Here is a 24660-nt window from a genome sequence, read left to right on the forward strand (position 1 = left end):
CGTGACCACTCCAGTAGCGATGATAAATCGCACAAATCGCTATGCTTTGGCTGAACTTAATACACCATTCCTTTCACAGTCTTCTACGCTTAGTAATGATTTGATTCAACCAGGCAACACCTCAATTCCGCGCGGGCAGCCATGCTGTCAGGCAAACACTTTTCCAATCCATCACAACTTGTAGATAAAATCGTCATGAAAAAGACCAAAATTGTTTGTACCATCGGGCCGAAAACCGAATCCGAAGAAATGCTGACCAAACTGCTTGATGCAGGCATGAACGTTATGCGTCTGAACTTCTCTCACGGTGATTACGAAGAGCACGGTCAGCGCATCCAGAATATCCGCAATGTTATGGCTAAAACCGGTCATAAAGCAGCAATCCTGCTGGACACCAAAGGTCCAGAAATCCGTACCATGAAACTGGAAGGCGGCAAAGACGCTTCCCTGGTTGCGGGTCAGACTTATACCTTCACTACCGATCAGAGCGTTATTGGTAACACCGAACGTGTTGCTGTGACCTATCAGGGTTTCGCTGCTGACCTCAAAATTGGTAATACCATTCTCGTCGACGATGGTCTGATCGGCATGGAAGTCACTAACGTCACTGAAACTGAAGTGACCTGTAAAGTGCTGAATAACGGCGACCTGGGCGAAAACAAAGGCGTTAACCTGCCGGGCGTTTCTATCGCACTGCCAGCGCTGGCTGAAAAAGACAAACGTGACCTGATCTTCGGTTGTGAGCAAGGCGTTGATTTCGTCGCCGCTTCCTTCATCCGTAAACGTTCTGACGTTCTGGAAATCCGTGAACACCTGAAAGCACACGGTGGCGAACACATCCAGATCATCTCCAAAATCGAAAACCAGGAAGGCCTGAACAACTTCGACGAAATCCTCGAAGCTTCAGACGGCATCATGGTTGCTCGTGGTGACCTCGGCGTTGAAATCCCTGTCGAAGAAGTTATCTTCGCGCAGAAGATGATGATTGAAAAATGTAACCGCGCACGCAAAGTGGTCATCACCGCAACGCAGATGCTCGATTCCATGATCAAAAACCCACGCCCTACCCGCGCAGAAGCCGGCGACGTCGCTAACGCCATCATCGACGGTACCGATGCCGTTATGCTGTCTGGTGAAAGTGCGAAAGGTAAATACCCGCTGGAAGCTGTAACCATCATGGCTACCATTTGCGACCGTACTGACCGTGTGATGCAGAGCCGTATCGATGGCCAGAATGAAAACCGTAAGCTGCGTATCACCGAAGCTGTTTGCCGTGGCGCTGTAGAAACCGCAGAAAAACTGGATGCTCCGTTGATCGTTGTTGCAACCAGCGGTGGTAAATCTGCTAAAGCTGTGCGTAAATACTTCCCGCACGCCACTATCCTGGCTCTGACCACTAATGAAATCACTGCCCGTCAGTTGATCCTCACCAAAGGTGTTGTCACTCAGCTGGTAAAAGAAATTGCCTCTACTGATGATTTCTACCGTATCGGTAAAGAAGCTGCGATCGAAAGTGGTCTGGCTCAGAAAGGCGATATCGTTGTGATGGTTTCTGGCGCGCTGGTACAAAGCGGCACAACCAATACTTCTTCGGTGCATGTTGTTTAATTAGAAACGTGACCCAAGGCATTAATAGACGTTGCATAATGCAGCGTCTATTTCTTCAAAAAGGCTCTTCTTACTTAAAAAGTGCTAAAAGCAGTAGCAGCAAAATTGGGATAAGTCCCATGGAATAAGGCTGTTTTCGCTGCAATTTTTAACTTTTTCGTAAAAAAAGATGCTTCTTTGAGCGAACGATCAAAATATAGCGTTTACCGGCAAAAAATTATTCTCATTAGAAAATAGTTTGTGTAATACTTGTAACGCTACATGGAGATTAACTTAATCTAGAGGGTTTTATAATGAATCGCACTAAACTGGTACTGGGCGCTGTAATCCTGGCTTCAACTATGCTGGCTGGTTGTTCAAGCAACGCTAAAATCGATCAACTGTCTTCAGACGTTTCTACTCTGAACTCTAAAGTTGACCAACTGAGCAACGACGTGAACGCAATCCGTTCTGACGTTCAAGCAGCTAAAGACGATGCAGCTCGCGCTAACCAACGTCTGGACAACCAAGCTCACGCTTACAAGAAGTAATATTTACTTCTCTAGTTCAATGGCGCACTCAGTGCGCCATTTTTTTTGCCTGTCATTCCGGCATGTTCCCTACTCTTCCTTTTCCGTTTCCTGAATATCCCCTCCTGTTCTCTTTCCCATTTTACGCCTTGTACGCCTCCTCCTGAGCTTCGGAAACAATAAAGGAGCCATATTGGCTCCTTTGGGGAAAATCGCTTCTTAAACGTTTCTGTATAACGTTACTGCGTACTTGCCGTCGTAACTGCGGGTGTATCCGCAGACACAGTTTGCGGCGCATTCGCTGCCGGGGGCATATCCGTCGCTTTATCACCCACACTGACCACAACAGGCATCCCTGAACGGCGCCTGATAGCCTCTTTTACAATCTCTGCATTGGTATCATCGCTTTTGATGAATTTTTTCATCGCAGCCGTCAGAAGAATAGGTTTAGTTTGCGGATCGTCCTTCTCGGTATGCGACAACGGCTGATGTACTTCGATGTAACGTTTGCCATCCGGCTCAACGTCAAACTTGATGGGCTGATTGACTATCTGGACGCGGGTGCCTTTTGGCACGGAATTAAACAGCGCTTCGATATCATCCGGACGCAAGCGGATACAACCGGAACTGACGCGCATGCCGATACCGAAATTAGCATTGGTCCCGTGGATCAGATACTGCCCGGTACCGGCAGAAAGACGCATTGCAAACAGCCCCATCGGGTTATCTGGCCCCGCAGGAACCATACCCGGCAACGTGATGCCGTCTTTCAGGTAGGCTTTGCGGATGTTGGCCGTTGGCGTCCAGGTCGGATTCGGTATCTTCTGGCTTACTGACGTCACCATTTCAGGGGTGTTACGGCCTAACTGGCCAATACCAATCGGATAAACAATGACTTTATCTTCACCCTTCGGATAGTAGTAAAGACGCAGTTCTGCGAGGTTCACGACGATCCCTTCACGCTTGGTATCCGGCAGGAGCATTTGCGAAGGAATGGTCAGCACAGTTCCCGCTTTCGGCAAATACGGGTCGGTACCCGGGTTCGCTTCCAGCATCGCAATCAGCCCGATTTGGTATTTAGCCGCCACGTCTTCTAAAGGTTTACCGTCATTGGGCACGACATACGTCGTGTTTTCGCCAATCAGGCGGCTGTTGTCCGGCGGCAAGGGATATTCTGCTGCACCTGCGGTCATGGAATGTGTTGTCAGAAATGTGCCAACCAACATTGCCAGAAGGGGTAATGCGCGTCTCATACTCAGTCCTTTTTCGGCTCGCATTCAGACCATCTGAAGCAAGACAATTATCTCGTCTGATAATACTAGCAGCGCAGAATCGGGTGGCAATCAAACCACAGAAAATCAGAAAGTTACCTTACGCAGATGCAGGGAAATACACAGAAGATAGTGGGTTGAAAAATCAGGAGTAAATGAGTTCACACAGGGAGAAGTGAAGAAATGACTTTGCTCATTAGCAGACAATTCCTAATGAGCAAAGGTGTCGCGCAGGAACCAGCTTAGGCCAGCTCAGCCGCTTTTGCACGGATAGAACGAATCATGGCTTCCAGCCCCTGAGAGCGGGAAGGCGTCAGATGCTGGCTGAGCTCAAGCTCAGAGAAGAACGGACGCACATCCAGTTCCACAACATCACGCGGTGTTAAGCCCTGATAAAGGCTGAATACGATAGCCACCAGACCTTTCACGATAGCGGCATCACTGTCACCTTCAAAGGTCAGCGCGCCCGTTTCATCCATGCGCATCACGATCCAAACCTGGCTCTGGCAGCCCGCAATCAGATTTTTGTCCTGACGATGTTCTTCAGGCAAAGCAGCCAGCTGGCCGCCCAGTTCAATCACATACAGATACTTTTCTTCCCAATTCGGGCATCGGGCAAAATTTCTGACTAACTTATTTTTATCTGGCAAAGCCATAACGACGTCCTGCTCAGGGCTGTCAGGATTAACCCAACAGCCGGTGAATACGTTGCAATCCTGCGACCAACCGGTCGACTTCTTCACGGGTATTGTACATCGCCAGTGAGGCGCGGCACATGGCCGGAACACCGTAGAAGGACATTAATGGCATCGCGCAGTGATGACCGGTGCGGATTGCAATACCGTATTGGTCGAGGAAACTGCCCACGTCGTAGGCATGGTGTTTACCGAGATTAAACGCAATCACGCCAGCGCGTATTGCCGGGCCGTAGATCTGGATGTCAGGCACCTGCGCCATCGCTTCAAGCGCATAGTTCATCAGCTCCTGCTCATAAGCGTGGATATTCTCCAGCCCCAGGTCGGTGACATAGTCCATCGCCGCGCCCAACCCCATGATACCGCCGGTGTTTGGCGTGCCCGCTTCAAAGCGCCACGGTGCTGCTGCAAAGGTGGTTCCTTCGGTCAGACTGACGTGTTTAATCATTGAGCCGCCACCTTCCCATGGAGGCATCTGATCGAGCAATTCCTTACGACCATAAAGAATGCCAATGCCCGTTGGCCCGTAAAGCTTGTGCCCGGACCAGACATAGAAATCACAGCCCAGCGCCTGAACGTCCACCGCATGGTGCATGACTGCCTGTGCGCCATCGACCAGAACGGTCAGACCGGCAGCTTTCGCCTGAGGAATGATTTTCTCAATCGGGTTAACGGTGCCCAGCACATTGGAAACATGTGCCAGCGTCAGCAGTTTAGTGCGTGGCGTAATCAGCTTTTCAAACTGTGATAAATCCAGTTCGCCTTCCGCTGTCAGGTGCCAGACGTCGATATGCAGGTCGCGCTCTTTCGCCAGCATCTGCCAGGGAACGATGTTAGCGTGGTGCTCCATTTCGGTCAGAATAATGTGGTCGCCGGGCTGCAAAAACTCGCGTCCCCAGGTATTTGCGACCAGATTAATGGCTTCCGTCGAACCTTTTACGAAAACAATCTCTTCTGCCGACGCAGCATTCATGAATTTTGCGGCCTGCGTGCGGACGTTTTCCATCTGCTCAGTCGCTTCCGCACTCATCGTATGAATGCCGCGGTGAACCGCAGCATAACCCTGTTCGAAGAAAGACATCTCACGGTCAATAACCTGACGCGGTTTCTGTGCGCTGGCCGCACTGTCCAGATAAGCCAGCGGCTGGCCGTTAACTTCACGGCTCAGCACAGGGAAATCGCTACGTACTCTTTCCAGTGGAAAACTCATTACGCACCTCGATTGAGTCGGCCTGCAATTCGGGCAATCACGACTTCACGCAGGGTTTCATTCTCAATGGCTTCCGTCAGTTCAGCAGCAAACGCAAAGATGATCATTTGCTGAGCATCCTGGCCGCTGATCCCACGGGTACGCAGATAGAAAAGCTGTTCGTCGTCGATACGACCCACAGTGGCACCATGGCTACATTTCACGTCATCGGCATATATTTCAAGCTGAGGTTTGGTATCAACTTCAGTGTGCTTGCCCAGCAACAGGTTGTTGTTGGTCATTTTGCCGTCGGTTTTCAGAGCGTGCTGCGCCACCTTGATCATGCCGTTGAAAATCGCTTTTGCACGATCGTTCACGATCACTTTATGCAACTGATTACTATTGCAATAACCTTTGTTGTGTTCCAGGTAAGTACGGGTATCAGCAATTTCAGAATCAACAGGCAATACCAGACTGTTGATGTTCAGATCGCTGTTTTCACCGTTCAGTTGCGCACTGGTGTTATTACGGGTCAGGCCCGCACCGAGCAGGAAACTGTGGCTGGAAACACGGGAATCACGCCCGATTACCAGATCGTTGTGCGAAAAGTGGAAGCTGGCCTGGCTTTCGAAGGCCAGTTTATAATGCGTGAAACCGGCATTATCGCCCACTTTTACCGTCATACGTGCACCGGTGAAATGACCGTGATCGTTAAGGCTTAGGTAATGTTCAATGACTTCTGCGCTGGCACCGTTTTCAATCTCGACATGATAACGGTGGTGAACCGTGTTCATTTCGCGTGACTGATCACGACCGCTGCTCAGATGCAGTAAATACAACGGCTTATCAGCCTGTTTACCGGCAGCCAAACGCACAGCAAAAGAATCCTGCGCCAGACTTTCTGTCAGGTGCAAAAAGACTTCAGACTGAATCGGGTCAGGCAGCGTTTGCTGCGCAGCCGCGTTCAGTTTTTCAATTTCAAATGCGCCGGTGTTTTCATCACTCAGGCTCGCATCAAAACGGCCATCTACGAAAACCAGACGATAGCAATCAAGCGGCAAAGCCAGTGATTTAACATTCTCAACTGTCAGCGCCTGCTGCTGCGGGGCGAAGAACTGATTGCCCAGCAGTGAAGAAACTGGCGTGTATTTCCAGTCTTCCAGTTTTGCGTGTGGAAAACCAAGGCGAAGCACTTGTTGCCAGTGTGCGTGCGCGTGAGCAGATTGTTCACCACCACGGCTTTCAAAAAGACGGTAAAGCTGCTGCATGGCGTGGGAACTGCCCGCCGCAGGCGCATTACTCTTCGTCGGTAAGCCAGCCATAGCCCTGCTCCTCTAACTGTTTAACCAAGGTGAAATCGCCGGATTTAACAATGCGGCCCTGATACAGAACATGCACGTAGTCAGGCTTGATATAGTCGAGGATACGCTGATAGTGGGTCACAATTACAAATGAGCGTTTGCCGTCACGCAGTGCATTAACACCGTTAGAGACGATTTTCAGCGCATCGATGTCAAGACCGGAGTCGGTTTCATCCAGAATGCACAAGCTTGGCTCAAGGGCCGCCATTTGCAGAATGTCGTTACGCTTTTTCTCACCGCCGGAGAAACCTACGTTGACTGAACGGGTCAGCAAATCCGCAGGCATTTTCAGCATGGCAATTTTTTCTTCGATAAAATCGGCGAAATCAAAGCGATCCATCGGAGCCTGTTCGCGGTACTTACGTACAGCGTTTACGGCAGTTTGCAGGAAGAAATGGTTGGTCACGCCAGGAATTTCTACCGGATACTGAAAGGCCATAAACACGCCTTCTCCGGCACGATCTTCCGGGGCAAGCTCCAGCAAATCTTTACCGTTGAACATTACGGAGCCTTCAGTCACTTCGTAATCTTCACGGCCAGCCAGTGTCGCGGAGAGTGTACTTTTACCTGAGCCGTTCGGACCCATGATGGCGTGTACTTCACCCGGCTTGATCTCGAGATCAAGTCCTTTCAGAATTTCCTTTTCTTCGACACGGACCTTCAAATTCTTAATGCTTAACATACGTATCCTTGAGTTTGCGCCTGCGCGCTCATAATTCTGTTTATGCTTTGACTGTGCTGAACTCAAACCTGCCCGGCGCCGGCGTCACACCACGCGGCGGCGGGAGGAAAAGCGTTCGGAAGATTAACCGACGCTGTGTTCAAGGCTGATCGCCAGCAGTTTCTGCGCTTCGACAGCAAACTCCAGCGGCAGCTCGGAAAAGACATCTTTACAGAAACCGTTAACAATCATGGAAATCGCGTCATCTTCGCTGATACCACGTTGCAGACAGTAGAACAGCTGGTCATCGCCGATTTTTGAGGTCGTGGCTTCATGCTCCAGCTGAGCTGTGTTGTTACGCACTTCCACATACGGGAAAGTATGCGCAGCGCTGTCCGCACCAATCAGCATGGAGTCACACTGGGTAAAGTTACGGGCATTTTCAGCACTTGGCAGGATCTTCACCAGCCCGCGATAGCTGTTCTGGCTGTGGCCTGCGGAAATACCTTTGGAGATGATGGTCGATTTGGTGTTTTTACCAATGTGGATCATCTTGGTGCCGGTATCTGCCTGCTGTTTCCCGCTGGTCAGTGCAACTGAGAAGAATTCACCGATTGAGTTATCGCCTTTCAGGATAACGCTCGGGTATTTCCAGGTAATCGCTGAGCCGGTTTCAGACTGCGTCCAGGACATTTTCGAGCCCGCGCCTTCGCACAATGCACGTTTGGTCACGAAGTTCAGGATCCCGCCGCTGCTATCTTTACTGCCGGAGAACCAGTTCTGCACGGTGGAATATTTCACTTCCGCATCTTTATGCAGAATGACTTCAACCACGGCCGCGTGGAGCTGATAGGTATCACGAACCGGTGCGGAACAGCCTTCGATATAGCTGACGTAACTGCCTTCGTCTGCAATCAGGATTGTACGTTCGAACTGACCGGTTTTCGCTGCGTTAATCCGGAAATACGTAGACAGTTCCATCGGGCAACGGACGCCTTTAGGGACATACACGAAAGTACCGTCGGACGCGACCGCCGCATTCAGCGCTGCAAAGAAGTTATCCTGCGCAGGCACAACGGTACCGAGGTATTTACGCACCAGGTCCGGGTATTCGTGAATAGCTTCGCCGAATGAGCAGAAGATAACGCCTGATTCAGCCAGCTTTTCACGGTACGTGGTAGAAACGGAAACGGAGTCGAAAATGGCATCAACCGCCACTTCTTTCCCTTCACGCACAGGAACACCCAGCTGTTCAAACGCTTTCTCCACTTCGCTGGTCAGGTAATTTTTACCGTCAAGCGCAGGAATGCTGTGAGAATTTTCAGGAGGTTGCTGCGTGGCACCAGGCTGAGAACCACAGGTATCATCACAGCTGCCGCATGAAGGTGCGGAGTAATAGCTGTAATCCTGATAGTCGAGAGGCGTGTAATACGCTTTCAACCAGTGAGGTTCTTCCATTTTCAACCAGGCATGATAAGCCTGCAGACGGAACTCCAGCATCCACTCCGGCTCATTGCGCTTTGCGGAAATGGCACGCACGACATCTTCGTTGATGCCTGATGCTAATTCATCGGTTGCCAGCTGGGTGAAGAACCCTTCCTTATAGTTCGTCTCCTCGCCGACCCAAGACTGCACATCATCTGGAATTTCTACGTTGCTTCGTGACATGTTGGTTACATCGCTTTGTTTACAATAATCTTAAAGACTGTTTGCCCGGCTGACTTACAGGCCGAAACTTTCACCACACCCGCAGGCATGCTGAGCTTTTGGATTATTGAATTTAAATATCTGATTCAGCCCTTCGCGGACAAAATCTACCTCGGTTCCGTCAATGAAAGGCATCGCCTTCAGCGGAACAAACAGCAAAGCGCCGTCATGTTCAAACACCAGGTCATCGCTGGCCGGTTGTTTGGTTAAATCCAGAACGTAGCCAAAGCCGGCGCAGCCCGATTGTTTTACCGAAAGCTGGAGACCTTTGACTTCTGGATCCTGCTCCATCAGGTTCTTCACCTGTTTAGCTGCAGAATCAGTCAGGATCACACCTTGCCATACGTTGTCGTCTAAAGAGAAAGAGCCGACAGTTTCAGTTTGCATCTGTCTTACCTCATATTTTTACGGTCATAGAGAAGACCTATTGTCTCTATTCTAGTGATAAGATTTATCACTTCAACCTCTTGTTTTAAGAGGGTATAGCGATTGCGCATGAGGAAAGTCGCTCAATGTGCATCGGGTTTACATCTGGCTGCTGGCGGGTCTTGAACACCGCAACCATCAACTGATTGAATAAGTTGTCAATTTTTTGTTAAAAATTAAAATTAACCTTATATTTTGTGTGGCTTAATAGCTTTCATTGTGTCTATTATAAAACATTCATCGGAAATGCCTATTTATGAATTCGCCACAATCAAAATAATTAAAGCTCTTTTTGCTTACCTGCTCTGGCGCAACAAAATCAAAAAAACCGGATGAAAACGTTGATCCGGCGATTTTTTGCCAATATGATACTTATTCTTTGATAATGATTATCATTCAGATAACCCGGAATACTGAGAATGGCTCAATCGGTAAATGCGTGGTTGCAGGGCAAGATAGACGACTACAAATCGAGTGTCCGCGATGCCACCGTGGATTTCTATATGGCGGATGCCGCCTTACGACGCCCGGACGCGCATCTTTGCCAGCTCAAACGCTTTAACAGCATTTGCCTTGATATGGCTAATCTTTGCCTGCAAAACGGGGACGACCACAGTTATCTGCATGCTTTGTGCAAGCTTCACAACCGGCTGATCCTTGAAATCAACAGCGTTGTGCGTTGTGAACTTTTCCGTGTACAGAGCTATCATTTTGCCAGACACACGCTAAAACTCATTTGTCAGTATTATGCCATGATGGGCATCTGGGAAAAAGCGACGGCATTTCAAACTGATTTTGCCAAGCGCGTTCCCTTCCAACTTTAGTTAGTTTTCAACGTGCCAGAGAAAGATCTCAGGCAAATAAAAAGGCGGACACATTAACTGTGAATCCGCCTTTTGCATTCAGCTTAGGGATATGACGTTGAAAAAACGCGCTAACCTGATGGCCTGAATTTAATGATCAATGACCATTGTGGTCAGTCTGGAAATACAACACAGGCCACCCTGCTCATCGAAAATCTCAATCTGCCAGACCTGGCTCCGTTTCCCGGTTCGCAGAGCACGGCAAACCCCGCGCACAACCCCTTCCCTCGCGGACTTCATGTGACTGGCATTTATTTCAACCCCAACGACCGTCTGATGACCTTCAGTGCACAGATAACCGGCCATCGATCCCATAGTTTCCGCCAGAACCACCGAGGCGCCTCCGTGTAAGAGGCCAAACGGCTGAGTCGTTCGCTCATCTACTGGCATCGTCGCTTCAAGAAAATCTTCGCCCAGCCTGGTGAAAACAATCCCCACATGTCCAACCATACATCCCTGACTGCGCTGGTTCAGTGCTTCAAGGTTTGCGTTCCTTTTCCAGAATGACATCGAGCCTCCTTATTGGTTAAGGGATGATATCCAGTAATGCCTGCAACGGATGGCGAACCCCGTTGCCTTCAATGCGTTTTACCTGGCTGCGGCAGGAGTAACCAGTCGCCAGGCAGCGCTGGCGCGGCAACCGCTGTAAAGAGGTATGCCAGGACAGCTCGTAAATCCCCAGCGAATTTTCAAGGTTTTTACTTTCATGTCCGTAGGTTCCCGCCATACCGCAACATCCCACACTGACATTTTCCAGCTTCGCGCCATAGCGGGCAAAGATATCCCCCCACTGTTTGCTGCTGTTGGGTAATGCCGTGCTTTCAGTGCAATGGCCGAACAGATACCAGGACTCTCCGCTTTGCTGCTGTGCCGGTCGTTCGCCCAACCAGTTATCCAGCCATTCATGTACAAGCTGAACCTGGAACGAGCCACGTGATTCGCCAAGGATTTCTTTGTACTCATCGCGATAACACAGCACCAGCGCCGGATCGACACCGACAAGCGGCATACCTAACTGCGCCACACGGTTGAGAAATACCGACGTCTTGCGTGCCGTTTTCGCGAAACGCGTCAGGAATCCTTTGATGTGCTGCGCTTTTCCGTTTGGAGAGAAAGGCAATAGCACCGGTTTGAGACCCAGTTTTTCAATTAACCGTACAAAATCAGCCACGACCTGCGCATCATAGAAACTGGTGAAAGGATCCTGCACCACCAGAACGTATTCGCCGCGCTGTGCCGGAGGGATTTTTTCCAGCTGTTCAAGCGTCATTTTACTGGCGCGGTGCCCCAGCAACTGCTCGCGTAACGTCGGGGAAGACAGCAAAGGCAAATCCACCATGCCAATACTTTTGCGGCTCATTTCCCGTACCCAGGGCTGCCTGAGGAAGAAGTTAAACAGCTTTGGCGCTTTCGCCATTATTGGTGCATAGCTTTCGACACTTGCCACGAAATGGTCACGCGCCGGGCGCAGATAGCGGGTGTGATAAAGCTGGAGGAAGCGCGAGCGGAAACCGGGAACATCAATTTTGATCGGGCACTGTGTCGAACACGCCTTACAGGCCAGACAACCCGACATCGCTTCTTTTACTTCATGGGAGAAATCATATTCGCCTTTGCTGGCATGCCAGGTATTACGGGTACGGTCGATCAGGCTGCGGAAACTCAGGCCTTTTTCCGGCAGTGCATTTTCCAGCGCCAGCGGATCGACACCTTGTTCTGACAGTAAGCGCAACCATTCCCGCACCAGACCGGCACGCCCTTTCGGCGAATGGATACGGCTGCCGGTAATTTTCATCGACGGACACATCGGGCTTTTCGCATCAAAGTTAAAGCACAGACCGTTGCCGTTACACTCCAGAGCGCCGCGGAATGACTGGCGCACTTCCAGCGGGATCCGGCGATCAAGGGTGCCGCGTTTCGGCGCATCGACCTTCATCATTGGCTCATCGCATTCCAGCGGCGCGCAAATTTTGCCCGGATTAAGACGGTTATCCGGGTCAAAAACCGTTTTGATCCGGCGTAATTCATGGAACAGCGCTTCTCCGAAGAAAGCCGGGCTGTATTCGGCGCGGAAACCTTTACCGTGTTCTCCCCACAGCAAACCACCGTATTTGGCCGTCAGGGCAACGACTTCATCCGATATCTGCTTCAGCAGCATTTCCTGTTGTGGGTCACACATGTCCAGCGCAGGGCGAACGTGCAAAACACCGGCGTCCACGTGCCCAAACATGCCGTAACTCAGGTTATGGCTGTCGAGCAACGCACGGAATTCAACGATATAATCGGCCAGATGCTGCGGCGGCACGCAGGTATCTTCTGCAAACGGCAACGGCTTAGCCTGCCCTTTCGCATTCCCCAGCAGGCCGACGGCTTTCTTACGCATATTATAGATGCGCTCAATCCCAGGCAGATCCGCGCAAATCTGGTAGCCAATAACGCCACCTTCTTTGTCGCTCATCAGCCCGTCAAGACGCTCACATAACGCACTGACCTGACCTTCAATAAGGTCGGCATCATCGCCCGCAAACTCAACAATGTTGAGTCCCTGCATATCCTTACCTTCAACGTCGGTGATGTAATCACGCACGCTGTGCCAGACGATATCTTCACGGGCCAGATTCAGGACTTTGGAGTCAACGGTTTCAACCGACAACGCTTTGGCTTCCACCATGAAAGGGGCATTACGCAGCGCGGAGTTGAAAGAATCATATTTGATATTCACCAGACGCCGCACTTTGGGAATTGGCGTGATATTCAGACGCGCTTCAGTAATAAAGGCCAGCGACCCTTCAGAGCCCGTGAGGATGCGGGTCAGATCGAAGGTTTGCAGGTCATCACTCAGGACATGGCGTAAGTCATAGCCCGTCAGGAAGCGGTTTAATTTCGGGAATTTTTCAATGACCAGCGCACGGTTATCGCGGCAACTGTCCAGCACCGTACGATAAATCCGCCCGATAACCGAATCTTCTTCACCGAGTTTTTCCGCCAGCGCCACCGGCACTGCAACGGTATCAAGCATCTCGCCGCCGAGCACAATCGCACGAACCCCGAGAACGTGATCTGACGTCTTACCGTAAACCAGCGAACCTTGTCCGGACGCATCGGTGTTAATCATGCCACCGAGCGTTGCACGGTTGCTGGTCGACAGCTCCGGAGAAAAGAAATAACCAAAAGGACGCAGATAATCATTGAGCTGGTCTTTAATGACACCGGCTTCGACCTTGACCCAGCCTTGTTCAACGTTGATATCCAGGATGCGGTTCATATGACGGGACATATCAACCACAATTCCGCGGTTCAGCGACTGACCGTTGGTACCGGTACCGCCACCACGCGGCGTAAAGACCAGCGTTTTAAAACGCTCCTGCCCGGCAAGACGCGCAATCAGTGCAACATCAGACGTGGCGATAGGGAATAAGACAGCATCCGGCAACAGCTGATAAACGCTGTTATCAGTTGCCATCGTCAGGCGGTCCGCATAAGTCGTCGTGGCATCACCTGTAAAACCGTTACTTTTGAGCGCTTCCAAAAAATCGAGCACCAGCTGGATGACACCCGGCGCCTGAGAAATCTGTGGGATCATTGAATTATGACTCTGTCTTTGTTGTATGCCTGGCGGGCCCGAGGCGACCTGCCGGATCTGCGAGGCAGATCCACCCTGTTATTTACCCAGAATAAAAACTAACATACTTCGTTTTTAAGCGCTCCGTCTGGTTCGCCTTTGTTGCATTTGTTTCATGACACGCCGCAAAAAGCACGACTGGCAACAACGTGTTGCAACTAATTGTGTGCGGCGCTATCCAAAAGCAGCCTGATGTCCCATGCTTATTTATCGCTATCCCAATGTAGCTGTAGTTTTTAAGGCACAAGGCGCGTGCCTTACTTCGTTTATCCAAATGAGAAACATGAATGAATCTCCCAATTAAACGTTACGATTTGCCCCAGATTATGTTCGGGGTATTGTTCATAGCACTGATGACCATCGCCAGTATCTGGATTGTTCAGCCTTTTATTCTTGGCTTTGCCTGGGCGGGGATGGTGGTGATTGCAACCTGGCCGCTGATGATTAAATTACAGCGAATTCTGTGGGGACGGCGTTTCCTGGCCGTCATCGTGATGACGCTGTTGCTGATCCTGTTGTTCGTTTTGCCGATTGCCTTGCTGGTCAGCAGCGCAATTGAAAATGGCGCGCCGCTGGTGGGGATCGCCACCAATCCGTCGACCCTTCATATGCCGGATTTTCACTGGCTAAACTCTATTCCTCTGGTCGGCCATAAACTTTACAGCGGCTGGCATGCCCTCATTAACGGCGGCGGTAATGCCCTGATGAGCAAAGTCCAGCCTTATGTCGGGCAAACCGCTTCCTGGTTTGTCACGCAGGCCGGGCATCTGGGCCGTTTTATCGTCCACTGTTCTCTGATGTTGCTGTTCAGCGCGCTTCTTTATAGTCGTGGCGAGCAGGTCGCGATGGGCATCCGCCATTTCGCCGTGCGTCTGGCGGCAGAACGTGGCGATGCTGCGGTTATTCTCGCCGGCCAGGCAATTCGCGCCGTTGCGCTGGGCGTGGTGGTCACAGCGATTGTTCAGTCAGTGCTGGGCGGCATCGGCCTGGCAATAGCCGGTATCCCGTATGCAACGGTTTTAACCGTGGTGATGTTTGTTTGTTGCGTCGCACAAATCGGACCTTTGCTGGTGCTTATCCCGGCCATCATCTGGCTTTACTGGTCGGGTGATAATACCTGGGGCACGGTGCTGCTGGTTTGGAGTTGCGTCGTGGGCTCGCTGGATAACGTTTTACGCCCGGTGCTTATCCGTATGGGTGCAGATTTGCCTATGCTGCTGATTTTATCCGGTGTTATTGGCGGTCTGTTCGCGTTCGGGATGATTGGCCTGTTTATCGGCCCTGTCGTTCTGGCGGTATCTTATCGCCTGATTTCGCTGTGGGTTCACGAAGCGCCAGAACCGGATGCCGATCCGGAAGAAGCGCTGAAAGCACTCGATGAGTAATTGTTCCGCGAAATAATTTCATCCGGCGTTGTCTTGGATCTTAAAAGGCAACGCCCTCTTCTTTATTCCTCATTTCTTCTTCCTATTTTGAAACCTTCAAAACAATCCTTCTCATCTATTAATATGAGAATAATACCTATTAGGACGATTCTTACAGACTAAATATCTCGAGAAATCTAGTATTATTAACAGTTCGGATTTCAACCCACTGATTTATATACAGGCTTTCCCCTGAGCCGGTATACCCCAAATTGCTGTGTGTAGTCTTTGCCTGTCTCCAATGACGGGCTTTTTTTTTTATTTTTTTCTCCCCTGGAGATTAATTACGGCACCTCCATTTACCTGATTTAATTTTTCAAAAAAAAGGCCATTGCCCGAAAGCAACAGCCTTTATTTCATTTATTCAAACCTGAAGTATTTATTTACTTTTCAGCCAGCGCCAGCCAGGTCTGCACCACGGTATCCGGGTTCAGCGACAGACTGTCGATGCCTTCTTCCATCAGCCATTGTGCAAAATCCTGATGGTCAGACGGACCCTGCCCGCAGATTCCAACATATTTACCCTGTTTCTTAGCTGCTTTGATTGCCATTGAAAGCAAAGCTTTAACCGCTTCGTTGCGCTCATCAAAGAGTTCAGACACCACGCCGGAATCACGATCCAGCCCCAGCGCCAGCTGAGTCATGTCATTTGAACCGATTGAGAAACCATCAAAATGCTCAAGGAACTGATCGGCAAGTAATGCATTCGATGGAATTTCACACATCATAATGACCTTAAGGCCATTCTCTCCGCGCTTCAGCCCCTGATTTGCCAGTTCCTTCACCACAGCCTCAGCCTGCGCCACAGTTCGGACAAATGGGATCATAACTTCAACGTTGGTCAGCCCCATATCGTTACGAACCCGTTTCATCGCCTCACACTCCAGCGCGAAACAATCGCGGAAGCTGTCTGAAACGTAACGCCCGGCACCGCGGAAGCCCAGCATCGGGTTCTCTTCGTGCGGCTCATACTTCTCGCCGCCCACCAGATTGGCGTATTCATTCGATTTAAAATCGGATAAACGCACAATCACACGTTTTGGCCAGAACGCTGCGCCCAGTGTCGCGATCCCTTCCGTCAGACGGGCAACATAGTATTCACGCGGACTGTCGTAGCCCTGAATCAGTTTCTTAATTTGTTCCTGTAATTCCGGCGTCTGAGTATCGAACTCCAGCAACGCTTTTGGATGGACGCCGATCATGCGGTTGATAATGAATTCTAAACGCGCGAGCCCGACGCCTTCATTTGGCAGACAGGCAAAATCAAAAGCCCGGTCCGGATTACCGATATTCATCATGATTTTCAGCGGCAACTTGGGCAGCTCATCGACTTCTGAGCTTTGCACCGTGAAGTCCAGTTCGTCCTGGTAGACATAACCGGTATCGCCCTCAGAACAGGACACCGTCACTTTCTGATTTTCTTTCAGTTTTTCAGTCGCATCGCCACAACCGACAACGGCAGGGATCCCCAGTTCACGGGCAATGATTGCCGCATGGCAGGTTCGGCCGCCACGGTTAGTCACAATGGCTGAGGCCTTTTTCATGATCGGTTCCCAGTCAGGGTCCGTCATGTCAGTAACCAGAATGTCACCCGCTTTCACATGATGCATTTCACTGATGTCATGGATGATTTTCACCGGCCCGGCACCGATACGATGCCCAATGGCCCGGCCTTCAACCAGAACTTTGCTGCTGCCATTGAGCTGATAACGTTCCATTACCTGACCGTTTGAACGTACGGTCTCAGGACGTGCCTGCACAATATATAACTTGCCGTTATTACCATCTTTCGCCCACTCAATATCCATCGGGCGGCCGTAGTGCTTTTCAATCAATAATGCCTGACGTGCCAGAGCCTGCACTTCGTCATCGGTCAGCGAGAAACGGGTGCTCAGTTCAGCCGGCACGTCTTCAATTTGTACCTGTTTACCGTGTTCCTGGCTTGGCGCATAAATCATGCGGATTTTCTTTGAGCCCATGGTACGGCGCACAATCGCAGGCTTATTTTTGGCCAGCGTCGGTTTATGCACGTAGAACTCATCCGGGTTCACCGCGCCCTGCACCACCATTTCGCCCAGACCATACGCGGAGGTGATGAAGACCACCTGATCAAAACCCGACTCCGTATCGATGGTGAACATCACGCCCGCAGCCGCGAGATCAGAGCGAACCATGCGCTGAACACCCGCAGACAGCGCAACGCCGCGGTGGTCGTAGCCCTGATGTACGCGATAAGAGATTGCGCGATCGTTAAATAAGGAGGCGTAAACATGTTTCACAGCGATAAGAACTGCATCAAACCCCTGAACGTTCAGGAAGGTTTCCTGCTGCCCGGCAAAAGAAGCGTCGGGCATATCTTCCGCGGTGGCAGAGGAACGCACAGCAAAGGACGCGTCCGGCTCGCCTTCAGAAAGCTGCTGATAAGCTTCACGGATGGACTGTTCCAGCTCAGGCTGGAATGGCGTATCAATGATCCACTGGCGGATTTGCGTGCCCGCCTGGGTCAGTTGCCCGATATCATCCACATCTGTTTTGTCCAGTAATTCGTGGATCCGATGGTTAACGCCGCTTTGATCAAGAAAATCATTAAAAGCCTGAGACGTAGTGGCAAAACCGTTAGGCACGGAAACACCCAGATCAGACAGATTAGTGATCATTTCCCCGAGGGATGCGTTCTTACCCCCGACTTTATCAACGTCGTTCATACCCAGTTGGTTGTACCAGATAACATTGCGTAAATCGGGATCGAGATGAGCCATGAAACAATCCTTTCTTAATTTATTCACAGTAAAAGTCAGTAGGAGTGTAAAACCGGTCGTGCAATCGTTGCCTGAGGCAATTGGATGCCAATAAGCAACGTTGTCATTTCGAGACTAGCATAATGATCCATAAGACATAGACAGGTGAATCGATCCAGCAAATTAAACTATTTTCGTTTAGGAAAATTCCAGAACGCTAAAATTCTTCAGCAACACGACAACAACATAATCCCTTATGAATCAGTGAGAAGTGCGTATTAGTTTCGCAAGTAAATTAACCATAACAAAGTTGCTGAAGTATTGCTGACGCAATTCATAAAGCTGCGAGATATCGCGGAAAATTTAAAATGCCATTTCATTTATTACAGCCATTTTGCGCACTGTCTCGCAGGGATTAAAGGAAGGTAATGGTTAAGAAGAATTATCCTTTTTATTTCCTGAAATTCTGGTTATTACTTACGGAGTCCCGACAGGGGAAAGTGAACTGATATAAATTTAGGAGCAATGAGTGGACAGATGCGTGTTTTATATTTCCGATGGCACGGCGATTACCGCTGAAGTGGTAGGTCATGCCGTGCTTTCACAATTCCCGGTCAATTCGACGACCTACTCATTGCCCTTTGTTGAAAGCGAAGAACGGGCTCAGGCCGTCAGCCGCCAGATCAATGAGATTTTCGAAAAAACGGGCGCGCGTCCGCTGGTGTTCTACTCCATTATTGCGCCGAAGATCCGTCAGATTATTGAAAGCAGCGAAGGATTCTGTCAGGACATCGTTCAGTCCCTGGTCGCACCGCTTCAGAATGAGCTTGGCGTTGAACCGACACCGGTGGCAAACCGTACGCACGGTCTGACAGCCAGCAATATCAGCAAATATGATGCCCGTATTGCGGCTATCGATTACACGCTGGCGCACGACGACGGTATATCCCTGCGTAATCTCGATCAGGCACAAGTTATTTTGCTGGGCGTTTCGCGCTGCGGTAAAACACCCACCAGCCTTTACCTTGCATTACAGTTTGGGATCCGCGCGGCAAACTATCCGTTTACCGCCGATGATATGGATAATATTCAGCTTCCCGCCGCGCTGAAACCGCACATGCACAAGCTTTTCGGGCTGACGATTGACCCGGAAAGGCTGACCGCTATCCGTCAGGAACGGGTGGAAAACAGCCGCTATGCGTCATTACGCCAGTGCCGGATGGAAGTGTCTGAAGTCGAAGCATTATTTCGCAAAAATCAAATTCGTTATCTCAACAGTACAAATTATTCCGTTGAGGAAATTTCGGCGAAGATTATGGACAGCTTTGGTATGAGTCGCCGCATGTTCTGATTCATTTAATGATTTGGATGGCAGAACGTGCCGAGAGTGATTGAAATCATCTGTTTTTGCGTTATTGTGATCGCCATCACTTCCCGGTATTCCTGCCGCAGCGAAGAAACAAATTTTCGAGAACACCATGTCACAAACAGATGAACTGCGTACGACGCGCATCGACAGCCTGATTACGCCTCAGGCACTGGCAGACAAATTGCCAATCTCCCCGTCGGTCGCACAGCATGTAATGGAATCACGCAAACGTATTGAAAAAATCATCAGCGGCGAAGACCCGCGCCTTCTGGTGATTGTTGGTCCCTGCTCTATTCACGATATTGAAGCTGCAATTGATTACGCTGGTCAGCTCAGCGTATTACGCGAAAAATATCAGGATCGTTTAGAGATCGTGATGCGCACCTATTTTGAAAAACCGCGAACCGTCGTGGGCTGGAAAGGCTTAATTTCTGACCCGGAACTTAACGGTTCCTGCCGCGTGAATGACGGAATTGAACTGGCGCGTAAAGTCTTGCTGGCCATCAATCAGTTAGGAATTCCAACGGCCACTGAGTTCCTGGATATGGTTATCGGCCAGTATATCGCCGACCTTATCAGCTGGGGCGCAATCGGTGCGCGCACTACGGAAAGCCAGATCCACCGTGAAATGGCTTCTGCGCTGTCTTGCCCGGTTGGTTTTAAAAATGGTACTGACGGCAATACGCGTATCGCCATCGATGCCATCCGCTCGTCACGCACCAGCCACATGTTCCTGTCGCCGGATAAGAACGGTCAGATGACCATTTATCGCACAGCGGGCAATCCTTACGGCCACGTGATTATGCGCGGCGGCAAAAAGCCTAATTATCATGCCGATGATCTTGAACAGGCCTGCCTGAGTTTGTCTGAGTTTGACCTGCCGCAACGTCTGGTAATCGATTTCAGCCACGGAAATTGTCAGAAGCAACATCGCCGCCAGCTGGACGTCGCCGAAGACATCTGCCAGCAAATCCGCAATGGCTCAACCGCCGTCGCGGGTATTATGGCCGAGAGTTTCCTGGCAGAAGGCACGCAGCCTATTGTTCCCGGCAAACCGCTGGTTTACGGCAAATCCATTACCGACCCTTGCCTGAGCTGGGCTGACACTGAAACCCTTCTGTCGATGCTGGCTGAAGCGACCAATTCAAGATTCTGAATACCCCGAAGTCATCTTCTTAAGGGCAACATATGTTGCCCTTTTTAATGCCCGCTCCAGCGCAATTCTCCTTCCCTGCAAACGCTTCCAGTGACTTCCCCCGCGGCTTATCCTCCGCAAATTAAGGGGTTATCAGTGAATAATTACATTCCATCAACAAAAATTTTCTTGATGTGTTTGTGCAATGATTTGATAATGATTATCAAATTGATATTAATTCCTATTACCAGCAATGAAATTAGCTGGTCTCTGGTCCAAATATTTTTACAAATCATTCACATGACAACGCGATTTTTTATCTGCCTGATGGCAGATGACGTTAAGACAACGAGGAGACAGCAATGCATTCAGTTCACTATCAGGACTATTTACAGGCCAAAGAAGCCAATCCCGGTAAATATGCCCGCGATCTGGCGGGAATTTTAGGTATCAGTGAAGCCGAGTTAACCTCTTTACGCGTTTCGCATGATGCAGTGAAACTGGATGTCGATGCCCGTACATTGCTGGCCGCACTGGAAAATGTGGGCGGGACCAAATCCATCACCCGCAATGATTATGCTGTTCACGAACAGCATGGTCGCTATGAAAACCAGCATCTCAGCGGCCATGCGGGGTTAATCCTGAATCCGCGCGCGCTGGATTTACGTCTTTTCCTTCAGCACTGGCTGCACGTTTTCAGCATGTCTGAAAACACAGCCCGCGGCGTGCGCCACAGTATTCAGTTCTTTGATGCACACGGCGACGCGGTTCATAAAGTGTATAACACCGACGAAACCGACATGGCAGCCTGGGACACGCTGATTGCCCAGTACAAAACTGATGTCAATCCTCCGCTGCAGATTGAACCGGTCGCGCCTGTGGCTCCGGCCAGCGTTTCTGATACCAGCAGCATCGATGCTGACTGGCGCGCAATGACAGATGTTCACCAGTTCTTCCAGCTTCTCAAACGCCATGATGTCACCCGCCAGCAGGCTTTCAAAGCGGTAGGCGACGATCTGGCATGGCGTGTCGAAAACGGTTCACTGACCCGTTTGCTGAACATCGCAAAAGATGATCAGAATGAAATTATGATTTTCGTTGGCAACCGCGGTTGCGTGCAAATCTTCACTGGCCAGATTGAAAAAGTGATGCCACACGGCGAATGGATTAACGTTTTCAACGAACGCTTCACCCTTCATCTGGTGGAAAGCGCCATCGCAGAAAGCTGGATCACCCGTAAACCGACCAAAGACGGCTTTGTCACCAGCCTGGAATTATTTGCCGCAGACGGCACGCAAATTGCCCAACTGTACGGCCAGCGTACTGAAGGCACGGCAGAACAGACCCGGTGGCGCGAACAACTGGCACAACTAAGCAGCGAAGGCGTTGCCGCATGAAAACACCTCTGAAAGCGCTGATTGCCGCTGCGGCAATTTTGTCTGCACCCGTGCTCCACGCCGCAGAGAAACTGGTCAGCATCGGCGGCGATGTGACCGAAATTGTCTACGCCCTCGGGGCAGGCGATGAAATGGTGGCACGCGACAGCACCAGCCTGCGTCCGCAGGCGGTACTGAAACTGCCGGATGTCGGTTATATGCGCCAGCTCAACACCGAAGGGATCCTGTCCATGCGCCCTTCGATGGTGCTGAGCAGCGAGCTGGCAGAACCTTCACTGGTTTTACAGCAACTGGCACAAAACGGCGTGAAGGTCATTCGCGTGCCGGGCACGGCTTCTGTCGATACCGTACCTAAAAAGATTGAAGTGATTGCAGACGCGCTCAACCGTCAGGCAGAAGGCGCAAAGCTGATTGTCACGTACCGCTCTCAGCTTGATGCCATCCATCACGATGCTTTGCCGGTAAAAATTCTGTTTGTCATGAGCCACGGCGGAATGTCGTCTATGGCAGCAGGCCAGAATACGGCGGCTGACGCGATGATCACGTCCGTAGGTGCGAAAAATGCTATGCAGGGGTTCAGCCGTTATCGCCCTCTTTCGCAGGAAGGCGTCATTGCCAGTGCTCCGGACATTTTATTGCTGACCTCCGACGGCGTGAAAACGCTGGGCGGCATGGATCAGGTCTGGAAATTACCGGGGGTTGCCATGACGCCGGCAGGCAAAAATAAGCGCGTTTTAGTGCTTGATGATATGTCGCTGCTGGGCTTTGGCCTGCAAACGCCGGTCGTTATGGCACAACTGCGTCAGGCGGCGGAACAAGCGAAATGAGCAGCATGAGCCCCCCAATGCCGTCCCGACGCCGTTCTCCTGTCTGGGCGCTGATCGGCCTCGGTGGTGCTCTGCTGGTACTGGCTATTCTGGCAGCCAATACCGGGGCGATGGCGTTGTCACTGCGTACCTTGTTAATGCGGCCTTTTGACGACGGGTTATGGCAAATCTGGCTGACAGTTCGTCTGCCCCGCGTGCTGCTGGCCGTAGTGGTCGGCTGCGCGCTGGCCTGTTCCGGTGCTGTGATGCAGGGTTTGTTTCGCAACCCGCTGGCGGATCCGGGTTTGCTTGGGATCAGCAGCGGCGCGGCGCTGGCAGTAGCACTGACTATTGTCATGCCGCTGTCGCTACCGCCGGTTCTGGCACTCTACGGTCACATGTTCAGCGCCTTTGCGGGAAGCCTGGCAATTTCGGCCATCGTCTTCGCGCTGAGCCGTTTCGGGCATGGTGGGTTGTCGCGTTTACTTCTCGCCGGCATTGCCATAAACGCCCTGTGTGGCGCAGCCGTTGGCGTTCTGACTTACGTCAGCGATGACCAGCAGCTGCGCCAGTTTTCTTTGTGGAGCATGGGCAGCCTCGGACAGGCGCAATGGCCAACGCTGGCGGTTGCCGCATCGTTAATTCTGCCCGCCTGCGTGGCGACATTATTCATGGCGCGTCGCCTGAATATTTTGCAGCTCGGTGAGGAAGATGCGCATTACCTTGGCGTTAACGTTCGCCGCACGCAGTTGCAATTATTGCTGCTGAGTGCGCTGCTGGTGGGCGCTGCGGTCGCAGTTTCCGGTGTTATCGGCTTTATCGGTCTGGTCATTCCTCACCTGCTGCGCATGCGGCTGGGTGCAGATCATCGCTGGTTATTACCGGGATCAGCCATGGCCGGAGCCTGCCTGTTATTACTGGCAGACACGCTGGCAAGAACGCTGGTCGCACCGGCTGAAATGCCGGTGGGCCTGCTGACCAGTCTTCTGGGTGGCCCGTATTTCTTATGGTTAATTTTACGACCCGGAGTGCCGCGCAATGTCTGATCTCACTTCATTGCTGGTTGCGGAAAATTTGTCCTATTCCGCCGGAGGCCGTCGCTTAATTGACGACGTATCACTCAGCCTGAAAAGCGGCGAAATGGTCGCGCTGATCGGGCCAAACGGCGCGGGGAAATCCACGCTGATGCGCATGCTGACAGGTTATCTGACGCCGCAGTCCGGGCATTGTACATTACAGGGAAAACGGCTGGCCGACTGGACATCGAAGGATCTCGCCCGCACCCGTGCGGTGATGCGCCAGAACAGTACGATGGCGTTCGGTTTCAGCGTGCGTGAAGTGCTGACGCTCGGACGCTCACCGCACGGCCAGCAAAATATGCAACATGCGATGAACGAAGTGATGCAGCAGACCGGTTGTATGACGTTGGCAGAACGCGATTATCGCCATTTGTCAGGCGGCGAGCAGCAGCGGGTGCAGCTTGCACGCGTGCTGATTCAGCTCTGGCAACCTGCCCCTGCTCCGCGCTGGCTTTTTCTGGATGAACCGACGTCGGCGCTCGATTTATACCATCAGCAACATGCATTGCGCCTGTTGCGCGAGCTGACCCTGAAAACGCCATTGTCGGTATGCTGCGTGCTGCACGATCTCAATCTGGCGGCGCTGTATGCTGACAGGATAATTTTGCTGCACAGCGGTAAAGTTGTTGCCAGCGGAACACCGGCTGAAGTGCTGAGCGAAGAAACGCTGAGCCGCTGGTATCAGGCCGATCTGAACGTCTGCGCGCATCCGGAAACCGCTTTACCGCAGGTTTTCCTGCGTCAGTAAACACGGCCTCAAAACAAAAATGCCACAACACCGTTTCGGGTATGTGGCATTT

General features: G+C 51.1%; 20 protein-coding genes and 1 other RNA gene. 11 read left to right on the plus strand and 10 right to left on the minus strand.

All coding sequences use genetic code 11. The features are described 5' to 3' along the window. The first annotated feature begins 195 nt into the window (after positions 1 to 195). Positions 196 to 1608: a pyruvate kinase PykF gene (gene pykF, locus M2403_RS01760; RefSeq protein WP_015697801.1), complete on the plus strand. Its 1413-nt coding sequence runs from the start codon at positions 196 to 198 to the stop codon at positions 1606 to 1608. A gap of 293 nt (positions 1609 to 1901) precedes the next feature. Further along, complete coding sequence (locus M2403_RS01765) at positions 1902 to 2138, plus strand: major outer membrane lipoprotein (RefSeq protein ID WP_013576093.1); 237 nt, start codon at positions 1902 to 1904, stop codon at positions 2136 to 2138. Positions 2139 to 2356: 218 nt separating this feature from the next. Here the strand turns inward: M2403_RS01765 and M2403_RS01770 are convergent, their stop codons facing one another. From M2403_RS01770 to sufA, 7 genes are all read right to left on the minus strand, one after another. After that, entirely contained in the window at positions 2357 to 3370 is a 1014-nt protein-coding gene (locus M2403_RS01770) for a L,D-transpeptidase family protein (RefSeq protein ID WP_152325721.1), read from the minus strand. A 260-nt stretch (positions 3371 to 3630) separates the two neighbouring features. Then, the gene (gene sufE / locus M2403_RS01775) at positions 3631 to 4044 is read right to left on the minus strand and encodes a cysteine desulfuration protein SufE (protein WP_152325720.1); all 414 of its coding nucleotides are present in this window, start codon (positions 4042 to 4044) and stop codon (positions 3631 to 3633) included. 28 nt (positions 4045 to 4072) lie between these two features. Then, positions 4073 to 5293: a cysteine desulfurase SufS gene (gene sufS, locus M2403_RS01780; RefSeq protein ID WP_152325719.1), complete on the minus strand. Its 1221-nt coding sequence runs from the start codon at positions 5291 to 5293 to the stop codon at positions 4073 to 4075. After that, the gene (gene sufD, locus M2403_RS01785; protein WP_152325718.1) at positions 5293 to 6594 is read right to left on the minus strand and encodes a Fe-S cluster assembly protein SufD; all 1302 of its coding nucleotides are present in this window, start codon (positions 6592 to 6594) and stop codon (positions 5293 to 5295) included. The genes sufS and sufD overlap by 1 nt, the downstream gene beginning before the upstream one ends. Further along, the gene (gene sufC, locus M2403_RS01790; RefSeq protein WP_165056895.1) at positions 6569 to 7315 is read right to left on the minus strand and encodes a Fe-S cluster assembly ATPase SufC; all 747 of its coding nucleotides are present in this window, start codon (positions 7313 to 7315) and stop codon (positions 6569 to 6571) included. The genes sufD and sufC overlap by 26 nt, the downstream gene beginning before the upstream one ends. Positions 7316 to 7438: 123 nt before the next feature. Next, positions 7439 to 8962, minus strand: a complete 1524-nt coding sequence (gene sufB / locus M2403_RS01795; protein ID WP_152325716.1) for a Fe-S cluster assembly protein SufB — start codon at positions 8960 to 8962, stop codon at positions 7439 to 7441. A 54-nt stretch (positions 8963 to 9016) separates the two neighbouring features. Then, positions 9017 to 9388 (minus strand): Fe-S cluster assembly scaffold SufA, encoded by a 372-nt coding sequence (gene sufA / locus M2403_RS01800; protein WP_104922540.1) that lies wholly within the window; start codon positions 9386 to 9388, stop codon positions 9017 to 9019. Between the two features lie 458 nt (positions 9389 to 9846). Between sufA and M2403_RS01805 the strand changes: the two genes are divergently transcribed. Further along, on the plus strand, positions 9847 to 10251 hold the full coding sequence (locus tag M2403_RS01805; protein ID WP_152325715.1) for a hypothetical protein: 405 nt from the start codon (positions 9847 to 9849) through the stop codon (positions 10249 to 10251). 129 nt (positions 10252 to 10380) lie between these two features. Here M2403_RS01805 and M2403_RS01810 read toward each other — a convergent pair whose 3' ends face one another. Together M2403_RS01810 and M2403_RS01815 are read right to left on the minus strand one after the other, a co-directional pair. Then, positions 10381 to 10800, minus strand: a complete 420-nt coding sequence (locus tag M2403_RS01810; protein WP_152325714.1) for a hotdog fold thioesterase — start codon at positions 10798 to 10800, stop codon at positions 10381 to 10383. 16 nt (positions 10801 to 10816) lie between these two features. After that, positions 10817 to 13873, minus strand: a complete 3057-nt coding sequence (locus M2403_RS01815) for an FAD-binding and (Fe-S)-binding domain-containing protein (RefSeq protein ID WP_259228467.1) — start codon at positions 13871 to 13873, stop codon at positions 10817 to 10819. 326 nt (positions 13874 to 14199) lie between these two features. Between M2403_RS01815 and ydiK the strand changes: the two genes are divergently transcribed. After that, positions 14200 to 15297, plus strand: a complete 1098-nt coding sequence (gene ydiK / locus M2403_RS01820; RefSeq protein ID WP_152325712.1) for an AI-2E family transporter YdiK — start codon at positions 14200 to 14202, stop codon at positions 15295 to 15297. 188 nt (positions 15298 to 15485) lie between these two features. Beyond that, an RNA gene (rprA, locus tag M2403_RS01825) (antisense sRNA RprA) lies at positions 15486 to 15596 on the plus strand. Between the two features lie 123 nt (positions 15597 to 15719). On the opposite strand, the gene ppsA is transcribed toward rprA, so the two are convergent. Next, positions 15720 to 18095, minus strand: a complete 2376-nt coding sequence (ppsA, locus tag M2403_RS01830) for a phosphoenolpyruvate synthase (protein WP_152325711.1) — start codon at positions 18093 to 18095, stop codon at positions 15720 to 15722. Positions 18096 to 18603: 508 nt separating this feature from the next. On the opposite strand from ppsA, the gene M2403_RS01835 reads away from it, so the two are divergent. The 6 genes from M2403_RS01835 (at position 18604) to M2403_RS01860 (ending at position 24608) form a co-directional block, all read left to right on the plus strand. Continuing rightward, complete coding sequence (locus tag M2403_RS01835; RefSeq protein ID WP_101077080.1) at positions 18604 to 19425, plus strand: pyruvate, water dikinase regulatory protein; 822 nt, start codon at positions 18604 to 18606, stop codon at positions 19423 to 19425. A gap of 127 nt (positions 19426 to 19552) precedes the next feature. After that, complete coding sequence (locus tag M2403_RS01840; RefSeq protein WP_152325710.1) at positions 19553 to 20599, plus strand: 3-deoxy-7-phosphoheptulonate synthase; 1047 nt, start codon at positions 19553 to 19555, stop codon at positions 20597 to 20599. A gap of 341 nt (positions 20600 to 20940) precedes the next feature. Next, the gene (locus M2403_RS01845; protein ID WP_152325709.1) at positions 20941 to 21975 is read left to right on the plus strand and encodes a hemin-degrading factor; all 1035 of its coding nucleotides are present in this window, start codon (positions 20941 to 20943) and stop codon (positions 21973 to 21975) included. Further along, positions 21972 to 22802, plus strand: coding sequence for a hemin ABC transporter substrate-binding protein (locus M2403_RS01850; RefSeq protein ID WP_152325708.1), 831 nt, complete (start codon positions 21972 to 21974; stop codon positions 22800 to 22802). Before M2403_RS01845 ends, M2403_RS01850 begins: the two co-directional genes overlap by 4 nt. After that, entirely contained in the window at positions 22799 to 23827 is a 1029-nt protein-coding gene (locus M2403_RS01855; protein WP_165056888.1) for an iron ABC transporter permease, read from the plus strand. Before M2403_RS01850 ends, M2403_RS01855 begins: the two co-directional genes overlap by 4 nt. After that, positions 23820 to 24608 (plus strand): heme ABC transporter ATP-binding protein, encoded by a 789-nt coding sequence (locus tag M2403_RS01860; protein WP_152325707.1) that lies wholly within the window; start codon positions 23820 to 23822, stop codon positions 24606 to 24608. Before M2403_RS01855 ends, M2403_RS01860 begins: the two co-directional genes overlap by 8 nt. Positions 24609 to 24660: the final 52 nt, after the last annotated feature.

The organism is Rahnella sp. BIGb0603 (genome assembly GCF_024808755.1).
In the GTDB taxonomy this organism is placed as follows: Bacteria; Pseudomonadota; Gammaproteobacteria; order Enterobacterales; family Enterobacteriaceae; genus Rahnella; species Rahnella contaminans.

Bases quoted from the DNA above. Each gene is read 5' to 3' on its own strand.
- pykF (WP_015697801.1), top strand. From the start codon at position 196: ATGAAAAAGACCAAAATTGTTTGTACCATCGGGCCGAAAACCGAATCC.
- M2403_RS01765 (WP_013576093.1), top strand. From the start codon at position 1,902: ATGAATCGCACTAAACTGGTACTGGGCGCTGTAATCCTGGCTTCAACT.
- M2403_RS01770 (WP_152325721.1), bottom strand. From the start codon at position 3,370: ATGAGACGCGCATTACCCCTTCTGGCAATGTTGGTTGGCACATTTCTG.
- sufE (WP_152325720.1), bottom strand. From the start codon at position 4,044: ATGGCTTTGCCAGATAAAAATAAGTTAGTCAGAAATTTTGCCCGATGC.
- sufS (WP_152325719.1), bottom strand. From the start codon at position 5,293: ATGAGTTTTCCACTGGAAAGAGTACGTAGCGATTTCCCTGTGCTGAGC.
- sufD (WP_152325718.1), bottom strand. From the start codon at position 6,594: ATGGCTGGCTTACCGACGAAGAGTAATGCGCCTGCGGCGGGCAGTTCC.
- sufC (WP_165056895.1), bottom strand. From the start codon at position 7,315: ATGTTAAGCATTAAGAATTTGAAGGTCCGTGTCGAAGAAAAGGAAATT.
- sufB (WP_152325716.1), bottom strand. From the start codon at position 8,962: ATGTCACGAAGCAACGTAGAAATTCCAGATGATGTGCAGTCTTGGGTC.
- sufA (WP_104922540.1), bottom strand. From the start codon at position 9,388: ATGCAAACTGAAACTGTCGGCTCTTTCTCTTTAGACGACAACGTATGG.
- M2403_RS01805 (WP_152325715.1), top strand. From the start codon at position 9,847: ATGGCTCAATCGGTAAATGCGTGGTTGCAGGGCAAGATAGACGACTAC.
- M2403_RS01810 (WP_152325714.1), bottom strand. From the start codon at position 10,800: ATGTCATTCTGGAAAAGGAACGCAAACCTTGAAGCACTGAACCAGCGC.
- M2403_RS01815 (WP_259228467.1), bottom strand. From the start codon at position 13,873: ATGATCCCACAGATTTCTCAGGCGCCGGGTGTCATCCAGCTGGTGCTC.
- ydiK (WP_152325712.1), top strand. From the start codon at position 14,200: ATGAATCTCCCAATTAAACGTTACGATTTGCCCCAGATTATGTTCGGG.
- ppsA (WP_152325711.1), bottom strand. From the start codon at position 18,095: ATGGCTCATCTCGATCCCGATTTACGCAATGTTATCTGGTACAACCAA.
- M2403_RS01840 (WP_152325710.1), top strand. From the start codon at position 19,553: ATGTCACAAACAGATGAACTGCGTACGACGCGCATCGACAGCCTGATT.
- M2403_RS01845 (WP_152325709.1), top strand. From the start codon at position 20,941: ATGCATTCAGTTCACTATCAGGACTATTTACAGGCCAAAGAAGCCAAT.
- M2403_RS01850 (WP_152325708.1), top strand. From the start codon at position 21,972: ATGAAAACACCTCTGAAAGCGCTGATTGCCGCTGCGGCAATTTTGTCT.
- M2403_RS01855 (WP_165056888.1), top strand. From the start codon at position 22,799: ATGAGCAGCATGAGCCCCCCAATGCCGTCCCGACGCCGTTCTCCTGTC.
- M2403_RS01860 (WP_152325707.1), top strand. From the start codon at position 23,820: ATGTCTGATCTCACTTCATTGCTGGTTGCGGAAAATTTGTCCTATTCC.